The sequence below is a fragment of the Oceanisphaera marina genome (assembly GCF_014643915.1).
Lineage (GTDB): Bacteria > Pseudomonadota > Gammaproteobacteria > Enterobacterales > Aeromonadaceae > Oceanimonas > Oceanimonas marina.
In genome coordinates this window covers 87,034-104,606 of sequence record NZ_BMKE01000007.1, presented here as the reverse complement: position 1 = coordinate 104,606, position 17,573 = coordinate 87,034, and the positions used below count along the sequence as shown (strand labels likewise).

Genomic DNA, 17,573 nt, shown 5'->3' with positions numbered 1-17,573 from the left:
TCCTTGCTAGGAAAACTCACACTAGACGCCGTGCCGTATCATGAACCCATTATCATGATAACCCTGGGCGTGGTGGCCGTGGCCGCCATGGTGATTGCCTTTTTAATCACCCGTTACAAGAAGTGGACCGTATTGTGGCGCGACTGGATCACCTCGGTGGACCATAAGCGTTTGGGTATTATGTACATTGTGCTGGCATTCGTGATGCTGGTGCGCGGCTTTGCCGACGCCATTATGATGCGAACCCAGTTGGCGCTGTCGACCAATGGTGCCGACGGTTACCTGCCGCCCGAGCACTACGACCAGATCTTTACCGCCCACGGGGTCATCATGATCATCTTTATGGCGATGCCATTCATGATCGGCTTGATGAACATAGTGGTGCCGTTGCAGATTGGTGCCCGTGATGTGGCCTTTCCGTTTCTGAACAACCTCAGCTTCTGGCTGGCGGTGTCGGGCGCGGTACTGGTGAACATTTCACTGGGCCTGGGCGAGTTCGCCAAGACCGGCTGGGTGGCGTATCCGCCGCTGTCCGAAATGGACTTCAGTCCGGGCGTGGGGGTGGACTATTACCTCTGGGCCTTGCAGATTTCCGGTATCGGTACCCTGCTCACCGGGGTTAACTTCCTGGTCACCGTGTTCAAGATGCGCACCCCCGGCATGAAGCTGATGCAAATGCCGATTTTCACCTGGACCTGTACCTGGGCCAACATTCTGATTGTAGCATCATTCCCCATTCTGACCGCCGTACTGGGCATGCTGACCCTGGATCGTTATCTGGATTTCCACTTCTTCACCAATGAAGGTGGTGGTAATGCCATGATGTATATCAACCTGTTCTGGGCCTGGGGCCATCCCGAGGTGTACATTCTGGTGCTGCCGGCGTTCGGTATTTTCTCGGAAGTGATCTCTACCTTTACCTCCAAGCGGTTGTTTGGTTATACCTCCATGGTGTATGCCAGCGGTGCCATCTCGATTCTGGGCTTCATCGTCTGGCTGCACCACTTCTTTACCATGGGTTCCAGCGCCAACGTGAACGCCTTTTTTGGCGTGATGACCATGATTATCGCGGTGCCGACCGGGGTTAAGCTGTTCAACTGGTTGTTCACCATCTATCGTGGCCGCCTGCGCATGACGGTACCGGTACTGTGGACGCTGGGCTTTATGACCACCTTTACCATAGGTGGTATGACCGGCGTCTTGCTGGCCTTGCCCGGTGCCGACTTTGTGCTGCACAACAGTCTGTTTTTGATTGCCCACTTCCATAACACCATTATTGGTGGTGCCGTGTTCGGTTATCTGGCCGGTTTTGCCTTCTGGTTCCCGAAAGCCATGGGTTTCCACCTGGATGAAAAGCTGGGCAAAATTTCCTTCTGGTGCTGGCAGATTGGTTTCTACGTGGCCTTTATGCCGCTGTACGTGTTGGGCTTTTTGGGCATGACCCGTCGTTTGAACCATACCGACAATCCCGCCTGGAACTTCTGGCTGTATCTGGCCGCCGTGGGTGCGGTGTTTATTCTGGTGGGCATAGTGGTGCAGTTCTATCAGCTGTACAAAGCATTCCGCGAGCAAAACCGCGATCTGACCGGAGATCCCTGGAATGGTCATACCCTGGAATGGGCGACTTCTTCGCCACCGCAGTTTTATAACTTTGCCCAGCTGCCGGTGGTGGAAGACATAGACGCCTTTACCGACATGAAAGAAAAAGGCACCGCCAACAAGGCACAGGATCAGTATCAGCCGATTCACATGCCGAAAAATACCTGCACCGGGGTATTGATTGCCGCCGCAGTCACGGCTGCCGGTTTTGGTGCCATCTGGCATATCTGGTGGATGGTGATCGCCGGGCTGGTAGCCAGCTTCGTGGTCTTCCTGTGCCGAGCCTATGACAACGACACCGACTATTACGTACAGCCCGACGAAGTTAAGCGTATCGAGCTGGCTCATTTGCGTAACCAGATAAAGGGGGCCTGATGGAAGCCGTATCTATCAAGATGAATCCAGCGCAACAGCATGGGCATGAGGAAGAGCATCACGATACCGGCGGTAATACGCTGTTTGGTTTCTGGCTCTACCTGATGACCGACTGTTTGTTGTTTGCCTCGGTATTTGCCACTTATGCGGTGTTGTACATGAACACCAATGGTGGCCCGTCTGGCAAAGAGTTGTTTGATCTGAACTTTGTGCTGGTCGAAACCGGCGTGTTGCTGGTGAGTAGTATTACCTACGGTTTTGCCATGCTGGCCGGTCATCACCATAAACGCGGCTTCACGCTGTTGTGGTTGCTGGTGACCTTCGCCCTGGGCGCCACCTTTATCGGTATGGAGGTGTATGAATTTCAGCATCTGATCGCCGAAGACGCGGGCCCAAGTCGCAGCGCCTTTTTAAGTGCCTTCTTTACCCTGGTCGGCATGCACGGCTTGCACGTGACGGCGGGTCTGGTGTGGATGCTGGTGCTGATGATCGAGTTGATCGCGAAAGGCACTACGCCACGTACCTTGAACCGCCTGGGTTGCCTGAGCATGTTCTGGCACTTTCTGGATGTGGTGTGGATCTGCGTATTCACCGTGGTCTATTTGATGGGAGCAATGGCATGAGCAGTCATCATGAAGCAAGCGCCGATCACGGCAGTGTATCGTCTTACCTGAAGGGGTTTGTGCTGTCGGTTTTGTTAACCGCCATCCCATTCTGGGCGGTGATGACCGGCCAGCTGACTCAGGGACAAACCCTGGCCACGGTCGTGGGGTTGGCAATAGTGCAGATTGTTGTGCACCTCAAGTACTTTCTGCACTTGAGCTTCAAGCCCAACAGCCGTGCCAACACGGTGGCATTTTTGTTCTCCGCCTTGATTATCATCATGGTGGTGGGCTTGTCGGTGTGGATCATCATCAGCGCCAACGAGATGATGATGTAAAACCAACAGAGGCCGCCTGGCGGCCTCTACTTATTGAACAGACATTTGCTGATCTCTGGTTATCCGTTGGATACGCTAGAGCCAACCTGAGAAAGCCACTGTTCTAATTTTATCAGTATAAAGCCGCACAAAGGGTCTACTCCACCGACACGCTGCAAGCACATCCATGTGGCGCTCGGCACATGACATCCTTGTCATGTGATGGTCGGTGGCGAAGATCCCTTTATCCGGCTCCAGGCTATCGAGTTGCGGCTTACAGGCGACTCGATGCTGACAAAGAGGTAACAGAGGTCGCCTCCCACGACCGTGAAATGACAGGGATGTCATTTCCGAGCTCCCAGGGATGGGTTTATGGCGTGTCGTGGGAGGTGGTTCTGTTTCCTCTAATACACAGCGTTAAAATAGAACACGCTTTTACTTGAATTGATAACAGCGAGTGAACAATACAACGGGATAGTTAAATCCCAAGGGGCTTTTTATGATTCGGCCTTATCTCAAGGTAACCAAGCCGGGCATCATCATGGGTAACCTAATCTCGGTGGCGGGGGGCTTTTTTATGGCTGCCCGTGGCGATATCGACTGGTCGCTGATGTGGGCCACCGTGCTGGGATTGTCGCTGGTAGTAGCCTCTGGCTGCGCCATCAATAACTGTATCGACCGCGATATAGACGTGCATATGCGCCGTACCCGCAATCGGGTGACCGTGACCGGTGAGTTATCCGGCCGTGCCGCCTTGATTTATGGTTTGGTGCTGGGCGTACTGGGCTTTGCCCTGCTGGTGGTGCGTACCAATGAGGTGGCCGTCGGCTTCGCCGCATTCGGTTATGCGGTTTATGTGGGGCTGTACAGCCTGTGGATGAAGCGCAAATCCGTGTACGGCACCTTGATTGGCAGCTTGTCGGGCGCCGTGCCGCCGGTAGTGGGTTACTGTGCCGTGACCGGCCAGTTTGATATAGGCGCCGCCATTTTGCTGGTGATGTTCAGCCTGTGGCAGATGCCTCACTCTTATGCTATCGCAATTTTTCGTTACGACGATTATGCGGCGGCCAACATTCCGGTGTTGCCGGTGGCCGAGAGTATTGCCAAGGCCAAGCGCCAGATCGTGCTTTATATCGCGGTATTTTGCCTGGTGACCACCTTGTTGCCTTTGAGTGGTTATACCGGCCTGACCTTTATGGCGGTGTCGTGCGCCACCAGTTTGTGGTGGCTGGTGATGGCCTTTAACGGCTATCGCCGTGGCGCAGAAGAGCAAGGCTGGGCACGCCGGGTGTTTGTGCTGTCCATTATTACCATTACCGCCATCAGCGTGACCATGGCGCTGGACTTCAAAGCGGTACCCGACGCCCTGCTGGTACTGAATCACTAGGGTCAACAGGCCCTGTCACTTTTCATGTTTCTCCCTTTTGCCAAAGTAGTTCATCCAGCTGCTTTGGCCTTTTTTGTGTGCTGCCCGCCAGTTAGCTCATGGAGTGCAGGCCGATCATATTACCTTCGCTATCCTCGGCCAGGGCGATAAATCCATAGGGGCCGATGGCGAACTTGTCGCGAACCAGCTGTCCGCCACTGGCGACCACCCGATGGGCCTGTTCGGCGCAGTCGTTACACCGAAAATACACCAGAGTACCGCCACTGCCGGGTGACATGCCATTCATCTGCACCAGTGCTCCGCAGGCACCACTGGCATTATCTTCCCCCGGAAACATCCACATTTCCGGCCAATCTCCTTCCATTTTTTCTGCAGGTTCCAGCTTTACGTCCAGCACCGTTTCGTAGAATTTACGCGCCCGTGCCATGTCGGCGACATAAATTTCAAACCAGACTACGGGATTCGTCTTCATGGGATTGCTCCTTGGCTGTCATACACCCACTGTTAACTATAGTCGGGCGATAACGGACAGCTGAGGAGCAATAAGCAAAGGGGCTAATCCAGTATGATGTGGGGCAAATAGCGGGATAAATCCTGAGTGATCAGGCTGGTGTCTTCGCGCACGGCAATACCGGCGGGTTGATCGTCTACCAGCCAGCTGCCAATCAGAGTATGGTTTTCACCAAATTTAGGCAGGGGATGATAGGCCTGCACAATAAAGCCTTCTTCACCGTAAGGGCCATCGATCTCCGCCAGCAGCTTGCCCTGGCGCATCACGCTGATATTGGCACCTTCGCGGGAGAACAGCGGTTTTTTTACATAGTCCTGCAGTAGGCTGCGTTTGGGATCGTTGCCAAAATAGGCGGGCAACAAATTGGGGTGATTGGGAAAGCGCTGCCACAGCAAGGGCAATAGCGCCTTGTTGGACAGCACCGACTTCCACTGTGGCTCCAGCCAGTTAACCTGGCTGCTGGATATATGCTCGCCATAGGCTTCCTGAAACATGAACTCCCAGGGATAGAGCTTGAACATCCAGTCGATGGTGCGGTTATGGTTATCGGTCAGCCAACCGCCTTCACCCAGACCTATGTCTTCGATATGTACGAACGCTGTGCTGAGCCCGGCTTCGCGGGCACAGTCTTCCAGATACTGCACCGTGCCTCTGTCTTCTTCGGTGTCTTTGCAGCAGGAAAAATGCAGTCGCTGGCCGGGATTACGCGCCGCCAGCTCGGCAAAGCGGGCCACCAGCCGTTCTTGCAGCAGGTTGAACTGATCCGCATCGCGGCGCAGCCAGCCATGATCCACGTTGTCCTCCAGCCACAACCATTGCCAGAAGGCGGTTTCAAACAGGCTGGTGGGGGTGTCGGCGTTGTTTTCATACAACTTGGCCGGTCCCTGGCCGTTGTAGGCCAGATCGAGCCGGGAATAAAGACTCGGATCTCGCCGCTGCCAGGTATCGGCAATGCCCTGCCATTGTGCGGGGGGAATGGCACAGCGTTCAAGCAGCTGCTCGTCGCGCACCACCCTGTCCACTATGTCGAGGCACATCTGGTGCAGCTCGGCGGTGGGTGCTTCTATATCCTGTTCAATCTGCGCCAGGGTAAACTGATAGTAAGCCGTTTCATCCCAGTAGGGTTCGCCATACATGGTATGAAAGCCGAACCCCAATTGTTCGGCCTGAGTACGCCAGTGCGGGCGCTCTTTATGGCTCACCCTCAGCATTAGCCACCCCAGCCGCGGGAGCGGGAACGACTGCTGCTCTTGTTGCTTCTCCAGCTGCTCTTGGCCTGAGCCGCAGAGCCAAAGCCGCCGCGCGAAATGGTACGGGTCACCTTGGGTTTGGGCGCCAGTGCATCTTTGCCCACCGACATGCGTTTGCCATAGCTGGCCTTGCCCAGCCGCTGGCCATTGGCGGTCGTCCATTGGCCGTAGTAGGGCGAATAGGGATTGCGGGAGCTGTACACCGGGGTATGCGCGTAGCGATTACCGTTGAGCATGCGGCCAAACATGAAGCCGGCCATGGCCGGCATAAACCAGCTGTTGCCCTGATACTGGTAGGGGGTGCAGCTGCCACCGCCAAAGTCGGCTTCGCAGTCATTGCGGCTATCGTATTTGGGCGCCGTCTCTGCCGACTCGGCCAGTGCCTGCTGGTAGGCGGCTCGGCATTGCTCGGCCAGCTCGGGGTTGCTGTTGCTGCAGTCATCCGGAGACTGGTAAACCTGCACTTCGGTGTCGTTCTGGCCACAGGCACTGAGCAACACAGAGCCGGCAATGGCTGCGCTGACCGGTTTGCCAATGCGGCTGCTCATGCTGGACAGCAACTGACGTTTTGAGCGTTTCATTGTGCCTCCCTAGTAGGTCATGCAGGCGGCGTTGAGCAGCCCCACGGCAACGGATAATCCACCCACCACGGCACCGGCCGATACCTGGCCGTCGTTGATGCGAGCGGTAATTTTTGGCAAAAATACCAGTCGTACCAGTACGAAAGCCAGCAGCTGTGCTATCAGGGCGATCAACCCCCACACCGCAAAATCCAGCAGCGAAACCGAGTTGGCCGCGGCACTGGCTACCGCCAGCGAAAAGCCGACAAAGGCACCCACCAGGGCGATGGCCGCCGCCAGATTCTGTTCCTCTTTGATCAGCTTCCATTCGTCGTAGGGGGTGACCAATACATAGACCCACTTGAACAGCAGCAGCATCAGAATGGACAGTGAGAAATAGAGTAGAAAGGGCCCAAGGCCCGAGAGAGAGGTGATTAAGGCTTCCATGAATATCCTTTTATTTCGTTCTGAAAATGAACCGTCGTCAATGTTGGCAGAGCCTGCCAGGTAAAGCATCAACAGGGTTGCCTCCTTCGACACGCTTCAAGCCCATCCGTGGGGTGCTCGGCAAATGCCTTCTCTGGCATTTGACGGTCGAATACGGCAATCCCTATTGCTGCTTCAGGTTGCATCGGCATTGCCTGAACTCTGTCGACAGAGCTCGCTCGAGTATCTCTTGTCCGATAAGCCTCAGCTCACGAATCTGAAATCGGTCGGACCCAAATCGATACCGGTAGCGAGTACCAGGCTGTGTTCGGCGCGTTGGTGCAGTATTTTTTCTTCTGCCGCCACCATCAGTACTTCCACTTCGTCTTGATGGTCTGCGAGTGGTCGTTCGTAAATCATCACAAACTGATCGGTGTCGCTGCGGCTGCCGTCTTTAAGCCAGGTGGTTTCGGTCATGGCCACCGGACGGGTATTGTCCCATACCTTGGTAAAATCTTGTCCGTCCAGATCCCACTCGGGCTGCACCAGCTCATGGTCAAGCAGGGCTTTCCAGGCGGCGTCGCCGTCTATGGGGCGCGTCTGGTAAAAATACCAGAGTTTGACCTCGGCCACGCAGTCGTCTGTGGTGCCGCCGTCCAGCAGCACCTGCACAAAGCCGTCATCGTCGGTGTAGAAGCGCAGCAACTGGTGGCTTTCATCCAGTATGATGCGGCCCACTGCCTGAATGAGCTGGGTGCTGGCCGCGCCTTCAAAGGTGACCTGACCCTCGAGCAGCGACAGTTTGAGCGTATCCAGCTCAAAGCCGCCGCCCAGGCGCAGCCCCAGTATTTCCGGAGCGGGCTCGGGTTGCACCGATGGCGGCTGTATTTTCTTCTTCAGCCAGTCGAACATGTTATTTACCCAATATACGGGCCAGTTCATCTTCGGCACCCGCAGACTGGCTGCCGGTAATGCCGGCAGATTTCAGCTTCTGCTCCAGGGCATCGCCGCTTTCGCTGGCGGCACGCTCTGCGGCCACGTCCAGTTCGGCCTGACGCTGGGTTTGTTTCTGCTTGATGCGATCCAGCGATTCGACCGCGGTTTTCATCTTGGTGTTGGCGCCGCTGTGGCGAGAGGACACGGCGGCTTGCGCTTTTTGCACGCTGTCGGTGGCCTTGACCACATCCAGTTGTTGCTCCAGCTGGCGCAAACGGCTCTTGGCGGCACTGATGTTGTTTTTCAGGCTTTGTTCCGAGCCGGTGAACTGGTCAACATAGCTTTGCTCGCCGTCTTGCTCGTTTTTCAGCTCGGCCACGCGCTGGGCGCATTCCAGCGCCAGATCCTTGTTGTCTTTGCTCATGGCGGCACGGGCGTGGGCCTCGTATTCGGCCACGCTGTCGGCGATGGCGGTCACCTTTTGCTGGGCCAGTTTACGTTTGGCCATAATGCTGGTCAGGGCGTCATCGGAACGACGCAGCTCCTGCTTCGCTTCGCGAATTTCCTGTTCCAGAATACGCAGCGCCTGGCTGTCGGCAACGGATTCGGCGGCTTCATTGGCGCCACCCTTGATGGCGGTGACCAGCTTTTTCCATACACTCATACTTCTACTCCTTGCAGGTAATCCTGATATAAATCGAGAAAGGCTTCGGTGTTGCGGAACAGGGTGTCTATTTCGATGATCACGCTTTCCTTTTTAGAGCCCGACGCCAAAGAGCCAAAGGCGATGTAGTAATCGGTGTCGTCAATATGGCTGATGCCGACCGTGGTCAGCGGAAACAACTGATGGGTACGCAATATGGTGTCGTTCAAGCCCGCGGTATCGGCGACCTGGGTAGCGGGAAACAACAGGGTCTCCACAATAATCTGCTCGCCGGCCACGGCCAGGTAGGCTTCCAGTCCATCGGGATTGGTCAGCAGTAAAGAGTCATTTTCCAGGGTGCACTGCCAGCCTTCACAATGAGAAAGTAATTCATGCAGCTGTACTAAAGTCCAAGACATGCGTGTACTCCGGTTGTATTGAAAAGAAGGTAAATAAGTCATAGCAGCAGACAAGATAAAACAGAGTGGGTTGTGAAAGCCACCCCGGTTTGCCTCTGCCTGCTGATCATGGCGATGAATACGGCCGATTCGAGAGGCTAACCGATAAAAAAACGCCGAAGCGATTAGGCCTCGGCGTTAATGTTATGTGCTAGATAGCCGTGTTAAGCAGTCGCTTGCACTGCTTATGGTAGCTTGGCGTCACTCGCGGGATCTTCTCGCTCTTCATGACGTTCTTTGTGCGGCACAATCCCTTGCTCATAGGCCATGATGTGAGCGACTTTGGGGCCAGTCCACAACACGGGCAACAACAGCAAAGATACAGGTGCGGCCGTGATCACGATAAAGGATTGCAGGGCGCTGATACCGCCTTCTCCCATGCGCAGCAAGACGGCAGCCACCAGGCCCATGGTCAGGGCCCAGAAAATACGGTCGCGGGTACGCGGGGTACGGTCACCACTAATGGCCATGGCAATGGCGTAGGCCATGGAGTCACCCGTGGTGGCCACAAAGACCACGGTCAGCACCAGAAAGGCCGGTACCATAAACTCGGCAAACGGCAGTTGCTGTGTCACACCCAACAGGGCGGCTGGCAAACCACCGGCGGCCAGCGGCTCGGAGATCACCCCCGCCATGCTTTCTTCATAGAAGATGCCGGCGCCGCCCAGGGCGGCAAACCAGAAGTTGGTAACCAGGGGAGCCATAATGGCTACCGCAACCACCAGCTCACGCAGCGTACGTCCACGAGAAATACGGGCAATAAACAGCGCCATCATGGGGCCATAGCCAATAAACCAGCCCCAGAAGAACAAGGTCCACCAACCCATCCATTCGTCATTGTGACGAGTGAGCGCCATGGGCATGAAGTCTTGCAGGTAAAGGCCCATGGCATTGAGGAAAGAGTCAATAATGAATCCGCCCGGGCCGAACAGCAATATAATAACCAGCAAGACCAGAGCCAATACCACGTTAGCGCTGGATAACCACTGAATGCCTTTGTTAATGCCGGTAGACGCCGAGACTGTGTATATCAATACCAGGCCGCCCAGAATGGCTAACTGCAGCATGTAGTTGTTTTCCCAGCCCAGCAGCGCTTCAAAGCTGAAGCCCAGCTGGGTGGCCAAGAAGCCAATCGGGCCTATGGTGCCGGCCGCAACGGCAATAATCGACACTGCGTCGGCCACGGTACCCAACCAATGGTTTTCTATTTTTTTACCTAAAATAGGATACAGCAGGGTACGTGGGCGCATGGCCATGCCTCTGTCGTAGTGCGCGTGCACTACCACCAAGGCCGATAAGGTTCCCAATGCAGCCCAGGCCATAAAGCCCCAGTGCATGAAGCTTTGCGCCAGGCCGGCAGAAATGGCAGAGATACCCGCAGGCGCTTCTTCAAATACCGGAGGCGTACTCAAATAGTGGTACATGGGTTCGGCGGCGGACCAAAAAACGCCACCCCCGGCCAGCAGGGTACACATAATGACGGCCAGCCAGCGAAAGGTGGAACTCTCGGGGCTGACATGTCCCCCCAGGCGGATATCACCGTAGCGGGTAAAGCCCAGTACCAGAGCGATCACCAGGTTCGCCAGCATCCAAACCTGCCACAAAGGACCAAATATATCGAGCACCCAGGCAAAACTGAGGTTGATCCATTGGGTCATTTGTTGAAGGTCGAACAGGGCGAGTAGTACGAAGAGGAGGAGGAAGCCGCCACTGAGGCTGGCCACGAGACGCTTGTCGGTCGTTCGGGGGTCAGAAGATTTCATCAATTCACTTTGTTCAATGTATGAACGCACCAATTATACACAAAGAGCACTAACAATTAAAATAGAATGAAAAAGCGGCAGTAAAGGGTGTTTTTATAGCCAAAAGCAGTAAGAAAGTTTGTGGGTGCTTCTGCTAAGATAATCTCAACTTCATTGTCTGGCAGGATACTTTATGCTTCGTCCTCGAGTGGCGCCTCATCAGTTGGTCCATCAGCATCAGCACCTGGATGACGACGAGCTGGGCATCATGTGCTGGAACACCCAGAAGTTGACGCTGAGCCCGGAATTTCAGCTGTGTCTGACTCAGCTGCTGGCGCAATTTCCCACCCGGCTGTTGTTGCTGCAAGAAGCCAAGCTTGCGCTCAGCCAGCGATTGCAGCTGGACGGCTGGTCCTATGCGGTATCGCCCAATATTCAAACCCCCTCCCATTTATTTGGTGTACTCACCGCCGGCCAGTGTGCCTTCGATGATATCACCACCGTATTGAGTCAGGGACGGGAGCTGAGGTTTGCCACCCACAAAAGTCAGGTGATTACCCATCATCCGCTACAGGGCGGTGACACCTTGTTGGTGGCCAATATTCACGCCATCAACTTTGTGCGTCACGGCCAGTTTAACCAGGAGATTGCGATATTGCGCCAGGTGTTGCTTCAGCATCGGGGGCCCTTGATTGTGGCGGGGGACTTTAATGTGTGGAGCCGTTCTCGCCGCCTGTATCTGGCGCAATTTTGCCGTGCCATGGGTCTGAAAAAAGCCGTGATGGAAGACGCAAAATACATCAAAACCTATCGCCGTCAGCCCCTGGACTTTATCTTCTACCGGGATTTAACGCTGCGCTCGGCCATCGCCATCAACACTCCTACAGTGTCGGATCACAACCCGATTTATGCGCAATTTTCCCGTTAATCCAGCAGTGCGCTGCTGATTGCATCATACCGCAGGCAAAAAAATACCGGGCACTGAGCCCGGTATGCTTGAGGTGTTGCTTATTCAGCTCTGGCTGTTTACCAGCGAGTTGTCTTTTTTCCCGTCCCACAGGGCGATCAAACCCAGAGCGCCCAAGGCACTGAGCCTGACCACAGGGTCTTCGACCAGCATCAGGGCGGCGATGATCAGCAGCAGTCCTCGAGGCAGCAGGGCCAGGCGGTTGAATAATCGGCCCTCCACACCGCAGGCAAAGGCGATGATCAGCCCCAGCGTGGCCAGTATCGCCACCACAAACCGAAACGCAGTGTCGTCTTCCTGCCACAACAGTCCGGAATACGCCATCATCAGCGGAATAATGAAAAAGCCGAAAGCGAGCTTGAATGCCTGCACCGCCGACTTCATGGGGGAAGCACCGGCAATGCCCGCTCCGGCAAAGGCGGCCAGGGCGATAGGGGGAGTCACGTTCGAGGTTTGCGACAGCCAGAACACGATCAGGTGTGCGGTGAGCACCGGCAAACCGAATTCGTTGAGCGCGGGCACGGCCATCACCGACAGCACTATATAGGCGGCCGTCACCGGCAGGCCCATGCCGAGCACCACGGCGGCCAGAGCAATCAGAATGAACGCCCCCCACAGGTAGCCACCGGATAGCGCTAGCAGCGCCTGGGTAAACTGCAGACCAATACCGGTTTGCCCCACCACACCCACTACAATACCGGCGGTGGCACAGGCGGCACTGATCGGCAGTATCATCAGCGCGCCGTCACGCAACCCGGCCAGTATGGCTGAAAACGGCACCCAGGTTTTGCGGCGGCTAAAGGCGGCCACTACAATCGCCAAACAGCCCGCCAGGCCAACCAGCACCGGCGAGTAGCTCATCAGCAGCAGTACGGTGATCATCACCAGCGGCAACAGGTAGTGCCAGCCTTGTTTGACCACCACAGCGACTTTTTGCACATTATCCATGCCTTTCAGGCCCAGTTTGCAGGCCATTAAATGCACATAGAGCAGGGTACAGAAGAAGTAGAGAATGGCGGGCGCGATAGAGACCAGCAGTATTTCGGCATAGGGCAGGCCGGTAAACTGAGCCATGACGAAGGCACCGGCGCCCATCACGGGAGGCATAATCTGCCCACCGGTAGAGGCCGCCGCTTCAATACCGGCGGCTTGCTCTGGCTTGTAGCCCAGCTTTTTCATCATGGGAATGGTGAGCGCCCCCGTGGTCACCGTATTGGCAATGGCAGAGCCAGAAATGGATCCCAGTGCCGCCGAGGCCAGTACCGAGGCTTTCGCGGGGCCACCGCGATAGCGGCCGGCAATGGCAAAGGCGCAGTCGATAAAAAACTGGCCGGCGCCCGTTACTTGCAGCAAGGCGCCAAACAACACGAACACAAACACCACCCCGGCAGAGATCGCCAGTGGCGCACCAAACACGCCATTGGTAGAAAAAATATGGAATCTAATAATTTCCTGTAAATCAAATCCTTTGCTGGCGAAGTCATCGGGCAAAGCATTGCCCAGCATGGCATAGGCTAAAAACAGAATGGCAATGCCACTCATCACCCAACCGACGGTACGACGGGTCGCTTCCAGCAGTAGCACTATCAGTGCCACACCGGCATAAAGATCGACTGTGCCCAGCCCATCAAACAGGAAGCTTAAATCGTCGTAATCAAAATGAGCGAGCCGGTAGCCAATCCAGGCACTGATAGCGGCAAAGGCAAAGTCCAGCAGCCGTCCAGCCTGATACAAAGAGGAGGGCGCGGTACGAGAAAAGGTGGGATTGACCAGAAAGACCAGCACCAGCACCCAACTCAGGTGCGTTGGCAGAAAAACCGGCGCCGAGAGTTCGGCCGCCAGGCCATGCCAGATCTGGAAAAGCGTCAGGGCCAGCGCAATGGCGCCGATAAGATAGTCGAACCCGCCCAAACGGGCGGGTTCGTGGTTGAGGGAAGGCTGTTGCATCGTGCTTAGTTGCCTGCGTTCTTATCCAGATAAGTCTGGGCACTTTCGTGCAGTGGCACGCCTTGCAAGCGATCCATGTTTTCTACCGTGGTGTTTTTGGCATCGGAGATCACCTTTTGAATCTTGGGCATGTCGGCAAACGCCGTATCAATCATCTGGCTCGCCAGGGCGGGATCCAGATCTTTCTTGACCACCAGTACGTTCCACACCACAGGCGCGGTAAAGGCGGGCACCTTGTTATAGGTGTCGGCGGGAATGTCCATGCCGGAGTAGGCTGGCAGGGCGGCATTGATTTTGTTTAGTTCATCTTCACTGAACGAGAGGATGCGAATATTGCGAGTGAGAGCCAGTTCGGTAATGGCACCCACGCCGGCACTGCCGATAATGACACCCGCGTCAATTTGCCCGTTCGACAAGGCTTCCGTGGTGGCGGTGTAGTTCAGGCTCTGTGCCTTGAAGTCTCCTTCGTTGATGCCCAGCGCTTTCATGATATTGGTCGACCCCACCCGGGTGCCGGAGCCGGGCGCACCAACGGATACTTTTTTACCTTTCAAATCACTGACCGACTGTATGTCGGAATCGGCGGGCACCATAAACTGTACTACGTTGGGGTAGAGCGCGAACAATACCGAGATATCCATGGGCTGTTTGAAAGGGGCTTCGCCTTTGGCGGCGGCCAGTACAGAGTCACCCATGGCGATACCGACCAACTGCTGACCCGAGGCTACCTTGATAATGTTTTCTACCGAGGCGGCGGTGACTTCGGCGCGCATATTAAAGTTGTCGATGTTTTGGCTCCAGGTCTGGGCCAGCATGCCCCCCAGTGGGTAATAGGTGCCGCTTTGGCTACCGGTGCCAATCGTGTAATTCGCGGCAGTTACAGGTAGCGCGACAGCGAAGGAGGCGGCAAGCAAGGCCCGTTTCAACCAAAGAGACATAGCATATTTCCTTATATTTGTTACCAATAGGTTTGCATCAACCACAGGGCCAAACGTGTTGGCGAAATGTTAGTGTAGTGAAATTTAAGTTACCTTCAAGGCTATTTGCTTTGGTAAGTAAACAGAGTGTCGATAACATGATGAACCGCTAATAAATGTAATAAAGCAATTCCATTATCAGCCGGGTTTCGTTTTGTTTTGGTCAGCAATCTGCTGTAGCTTTCGGTATGCAGTGACAGATGGTAATGCACTTTTATGGCAGGTTAATTGCTGAGTAATCAATTTTTTATGTTACAAATGCGGGGGCGGCAACCGCATTGGCCAGGCCGAGGGCGGGAGTCACGACTGCCATAAAGGCAGCCGCAAAATTTAATACTGTGCTACAGGATATTTGCAGATTCATTAAGGTCTTTTTTCGTGCGGCTACCCATGCCGGTCAGGCGAATAATCGAGTGACAAGAAAATGTTAAATTGAACTTGACCCAGAGCAAGCCAAACCAGCGACAAGTATGTTTTCATGCTCGGCCATTATCTGTTTTGTTACCTATTGTTGTATACCGTATTGTTCAGGACTCGGGGACGCTTGCTTTTGATTATCCATTTTGTGGAACACTCCGCCTTGTTATTGGCGCTATGCTGGCTGATGACACTGAATGTCCGTTGCTGGAATCGCAATGACCATACCGGCAAGCTGATTACCGGTTCTTTATTCGGTATGACTTGCATCATTGGCATGATGATCGCCATCGAACTCGAAAATGGCTGGGTGTTTGATGCCCGCAGTGTAGTACTGAGCATAGCCGCGTTTGTTGGCGGCCCCTTGGTGGCTGCCATTGCGGCAGTGCTTGGCGGTGGTTATCGCATCTGGCTGGGGGGCGCCGGCATGGGCGGGGGACTGGTGGTGATTGTTCTGTCTGTGTTATTTGGGCTGAGTTACCGCTATTTTTATCAGCGCGGCAAGGTGGGTAACGGCTTGCTGGCACTGTTTTGTTTCGGTGTGTTAGTACATGCGGCATTATTAGTGCATTTTATGCTGCTGCCAACAGCCAGCAGTACTGCAATAGCCTTGCAAGCTGGCGTGCCCATGCTGTTGGTGATGCCGCTGACCACCGTTTGCCTTGGCTGGATGCTTGAGGATATTAAACGGCGCAGCCGTGACGAGCGGGAGTTGCGCATCGCCGCCACCGCCTTTGAAGTCCGCCAGGGGCTGCTGGTTGCTGATGAAAACAGCTGTATTTTAAGAGTTAACCAAACTTTCAGCGCCATCACCGGTTACGATGCCGACGAAGTCGTGGGTGAACACACTCGTTTGCTCAGATCCGGGCGCCATGCTGATGCTTTCTATGACGAGATACAGCAACAGCTGCTGGCGCAGGGTCGCTGGCAGGGAGAAATCTGGAACCGGCGCAAAAATGGCGAAATCTACCCCGAGTGGTTATCGATCAGCGTGGTGCGTAATCCCAAGGGTCATATCACCCACTATGTTTCATCCATGGAAGATATTACCGAGCGCAAGGCTGCCGAGGCACGCATTCGTGACCTGGCTTTTTTTGATGCATTAACCGGCCTGCCCAACCGCAGTTTGTTGCTTGACAGGCTGCAACACGCCATGGATTTGTCTGCCCGTAGCGGACGTTATGCCGCCTTGCTATTTCTTGATTTGGACAGTTTTAAAAGCATCAACGATCTGCATGGTCATCAGACGGGTGATCAGGTGCTGTGCCAGGTTGCGACTCGCCTGGGTGACGCCTTGTACTCCAGCAATACCATGGCGCGTTTGGGCGCCGACGAATTTGTGATTTTGATTGAAAACCTCAGCATGACTCACCAGAATGCCGCCGCCCGGGCCGAGCAATATGCCATGCGAATGAAGGAGCTATTGGCCAAACCCTACCAGATAGCAGAGCTTGAGCTGTATTGTGGCGCCAGCATTGGCATTAGCTTGTTTAAAAATACGGCTTCCCCAGCCGATGAACAGATACAGCATGCAGAGATTGCCATGCATCAGGCCAAGGCGTCGGGCAGGCAGAGCATACGCTTCTTTGATCCCACCATGCAGGAGGCGGTGAGCACCCGGTTGCAGCTGGAAGAAGATATTCGACGCGGCCTGCAGGGTGTGGAGTTTATCCCGTATTTACAGCCGCAACTGAACGCTGCTGGCCAGTTGACGGGAGCAGAAGTGCTGGCTCGCTGGCAGCACCCAGAGCGAGGTTTGCTTGCGCCAGGGTACTTTATTGAAGTGGCCGAACAAGCGGAGCTGATTGAGCAGATTGATTTGCAAATGTTACGCCAGGCCAGTGCGCAACTGGCTGTGTGGCAAGGTGCGCCGGCTACGGCTTCGCTCTGCCTGGCGGTTAATCTTAGTGCCCGGTTGCTGTATCAGCCGGATTTTATAGAGACATTGCTGCAGTTTTTGTCGGAGTCGGGTGCCGACCCGCGTTTTCTGAAACTGGAGTTGACCGAAACCATGCTGCTCGATGATATGTCGGCCGCCATCGCGTGCATGCGTGAGCTAAGAGAGCAGGGAATTCGCTTTTCGATTGATGATTTTGGTACCGGTTATTCGTCACTGGCCTACTTGCAGAAACTGCCGCTGGATCAGCTGAAAATCGATCAATCCTTTGTTCGCGAGCTGCCAGAAAATGACGGTAGCGCGGCCATTATCAGGGCCATTTGCGCACTGGCGGGCAGCCTGCAGCTGGAAGTGATTGCCGAAGGCGTGGAAACAGAACAACAGCACGCCACGCTGTTGCAGCTGGGATGTGAGCACTTTCAGGGCTATCTATTTGGTCGGCCCATGCCGCTGGCAGAGTTTGAACAGTTGCTGGTCACCAGAGGCGTGGCCAAAGAACAAGGGTCGGTATCATGCCTGATAGCCGACTGACCGCCGCCGAATAACCGCTGTCGCATGCCAG

General features: G+C 55.0%; 16 protein-coding genes. 6 read left to right on the top strand and 10 right to left on the bottom strand.

The window, feature by feature from the left end:
- The first annotated feature begins 3 nt into the window (after positions 1-3).
- From cyoB to cyoE, 4 genes are all read left to right on the top strand, one after another.
- Positions 4-1,974, top strand: a complete 1,971-nt coding sequence (gene cyoB, locus IEW52_RS06215; RefSeq protein WP_373286218.1) for a cytochrome o ubiquinol oxidase subunit I — start codon at positions 4-6, stop codon at positions 1,972-1,974.
- Positions 1,974-2,597 carry a cytochrome o ubiquinol oxidase subunit III gene (gene cyoC / locus IEW52_RS06210; protein ID WP_188629200.1) on the top strand — a complete coding sequence of 208 codons (624 nt, stop codon included), beginning with the start codon at positions 1,974-1,976 and terminating at the stop codon, positions 2,595-2,597. The genes cyoB and cyoC overlap by 1 nt, the downstream gene beginning before the upstream one ends.
- Positions 2,594-2,914 (top strand): cytochrome o ubiquinol oxidase subunit IV, encoded by a 321-nt coding sequence (gene cyoD / locus IEW52_RS06205; protein WP_188629199.1) that lies wholly within the window; start codon positions 2,594-2,596, stop codon positions 2,912-2,914. Before cyoC ends, cyoD begins: the two co-directional genes overlap by 4 nt.
- Positions 2,915-3,392: 478 nt before the next feature.
- Positions 3,393-4,280, top strand: coding sequence for a heme o synthase (gene cyoE, locus IEW52_RS06200; RefSeq protein ID WP_188629198.1), 888 nt, complete (start codon positions 3,393-3,395; stop codon positions 4,278-4,280).
- A 91-nt stretch (positions 4,281-4,371) separates the two neighbouring features.
- On the opposite strand, the gene IEW52_RS06195 is transcribed toward cyoE, so the two are convergent.
- The 8 genes from IEW52_RS06195 to IEW52_RS06160 all read right to left on the bottom strand — a co-directional run bounded on the left by IEW52_RS06195 (position 4,372) and on the right by IEW52_RS06160 (position 10,827).
- Complete coding sequence (locus IEW52_RS06195; protein ID WP_188629197.1) at positions 4,372-4,752, bottom strand: VOC family protein; 381 nt, start codon at positions 4,750-4,752, stop codon at positions 4,372-4,374.
- A gap of 83 nt (positions 4,753-4,835) precedes the next feature.
- The gene (locus IEW52_RS06190; RefSeq protein WP_188629196.1) at positions 4,836-6,002 is read right to left on the bottom strand and encodes a glutathionylspermidine synthase family protein; all 1,167 of its coding nucleotides are present in this window, start codon (positions 6,000-6,002) and stop codon (positions 4,836-4,838) included.
- Positions 6,002-6,622 (bottom strand): DUF1190 domain-containing protein, encoded by a 621-nt coding sequence (locus tag IEW52_RS06185; RefSeq protein WP_188629195.1) that lies wholly within the window; start codon positions 6,620-6,622, stop codon positions 6,002-6,004. Before IEW52_RS06185 ends, IEW52_RS06190 begins: the two co-directional genes overlap by 1 nt.
- Positions 6,623-6,631: 9 nt before the next feature.
- The gene (locus IEW52_RS06180; RefSeq protein ID WP_188629194.1) at positions 6,632-7,048 is read right to left on the bottom strand and encodes a DUF350 domain-containing protein; all 417 of its coding nucleotides are present in this window, start codon (positions 7,046-7,048) and stop codon (positions 6,632-6,634) included.
- 243 nt (positions 7,049-7,291) lie between these two features.
- Positions 7,292-7,969, bottom strand: coding sequence for a YjfK family protein (locus IEW52_RS06175; RefSeq protein ID WP_229667816.1), 678 nt, complete (start codon positions 7,967-7,969; stop codon positions 7,292-7,294).
- Positions 7,941-8,627, bottom strand: coding sequence for a PspA/IM30 family protein (locus IEW52_RS06170; protein WP_188629193.1), 687 nt, complete (start codon positions 8,625-8,627; stop codon positions 7,941-7,943). Before IEW52_RS06170 ends, IEW52_RS06175 begins: the two co-directional genes overlap by 29 nt.
- A complete protein-coding gene (locus IEW52_RS06165) occupies positions 8,624-9,025 on the bottom strand; it encodes a DUF2170 family protein (RefSeq protein ID WP_188629192.1) in 402 nt (133 codons plus the stop codon). The genes IEW52_RS06170 and IEW52_RS06165 overlap by 4 nt, the downstream gene beginning before the upstream one ends.
- A 224-nt stretch (positions 9,026-9,249) precedes the next feature.
- The gene (locus IEW52_RS06160; protein ID WP_188629191.1) at positions 9,250-10,827 is read right to left on the bottom strand and encodes a BCCT family transporter; all 1,578 of its coding nucleotides are present in this window, start codon (positions 10,825-10,827) and stop codon (positions 9,250-9,252) included.
- Between the two features lie 172 nt (positions 10,828-10,999).
- Here IEW52_RS06160 and IEW52_RS06155 point away from each other — a divergent pair, with 172 nt between their 5' ends.
- Positions 11,000-11,734: an endonuclease/exonuclease/phosphatase family protein gene (locus IEW52_RS06155; protein ID WP_188629190.1), complete on the top strand. Its 735-nt coding sequence runs from the start codon at positions 11,000-11,002 to the stop codon at positions 11,732-11,734.
- A gap of 84 nt (positions 11,735-11,818) precedes the next feature.
- On the opposite strand, the gene IEW52_RS06150 is transcribed toward IEW52_RS06155, so the two are convergent.
- Together IEW52_RS06150 and IEW52_RS06145 are read right to left on the bottom strand one after the other, a co-directional pair.
- Positions 11,819-13,720, bottom strand: coding sequence for a TRAP transporter permease (locus IEW52_RS06150; protein WP_188629189.1), 1,902 nt, complete (start codon positions 13,718-13,720; stop codon positions 11,819-11,821).
- A gap of 5 nt (positions 13,721-13,725) precedes the next feature.
- Positions 13,726-14,658 (bottom strand): TAXI family TRAP transporter solute-binding subunit, encoded by a 933-nt coding sequence (locus IEW52_RS06145; RefSeq protein ID WP_188629188.1) that lies wholly within the window; start codon positions 14,656-14,658, stop codon positions 13,726-13,728.
- 583 nt (positions 14,659-15,241) lie between these two features.
- Between IEW52_RS06145 and IEW52_RS15910 the strand changes: the two genes are divergently transcribed.
- Positions 15,242-17,542 carry a putative bifunctional diguanylate cyclase/phosphodiesterase gene (locus tag IEW52_RS15910; protein WP_308424522.1) on the top strand — a complete coding sequence of 767 codons (2,301 nt, stop codon included), beginning with the start codon at positions 15,242-15,244 and terminating at the stop codon, positions 17,540-17,542.
- Positions 17,543-17,573: the final 31 nt, after the last annotated feature.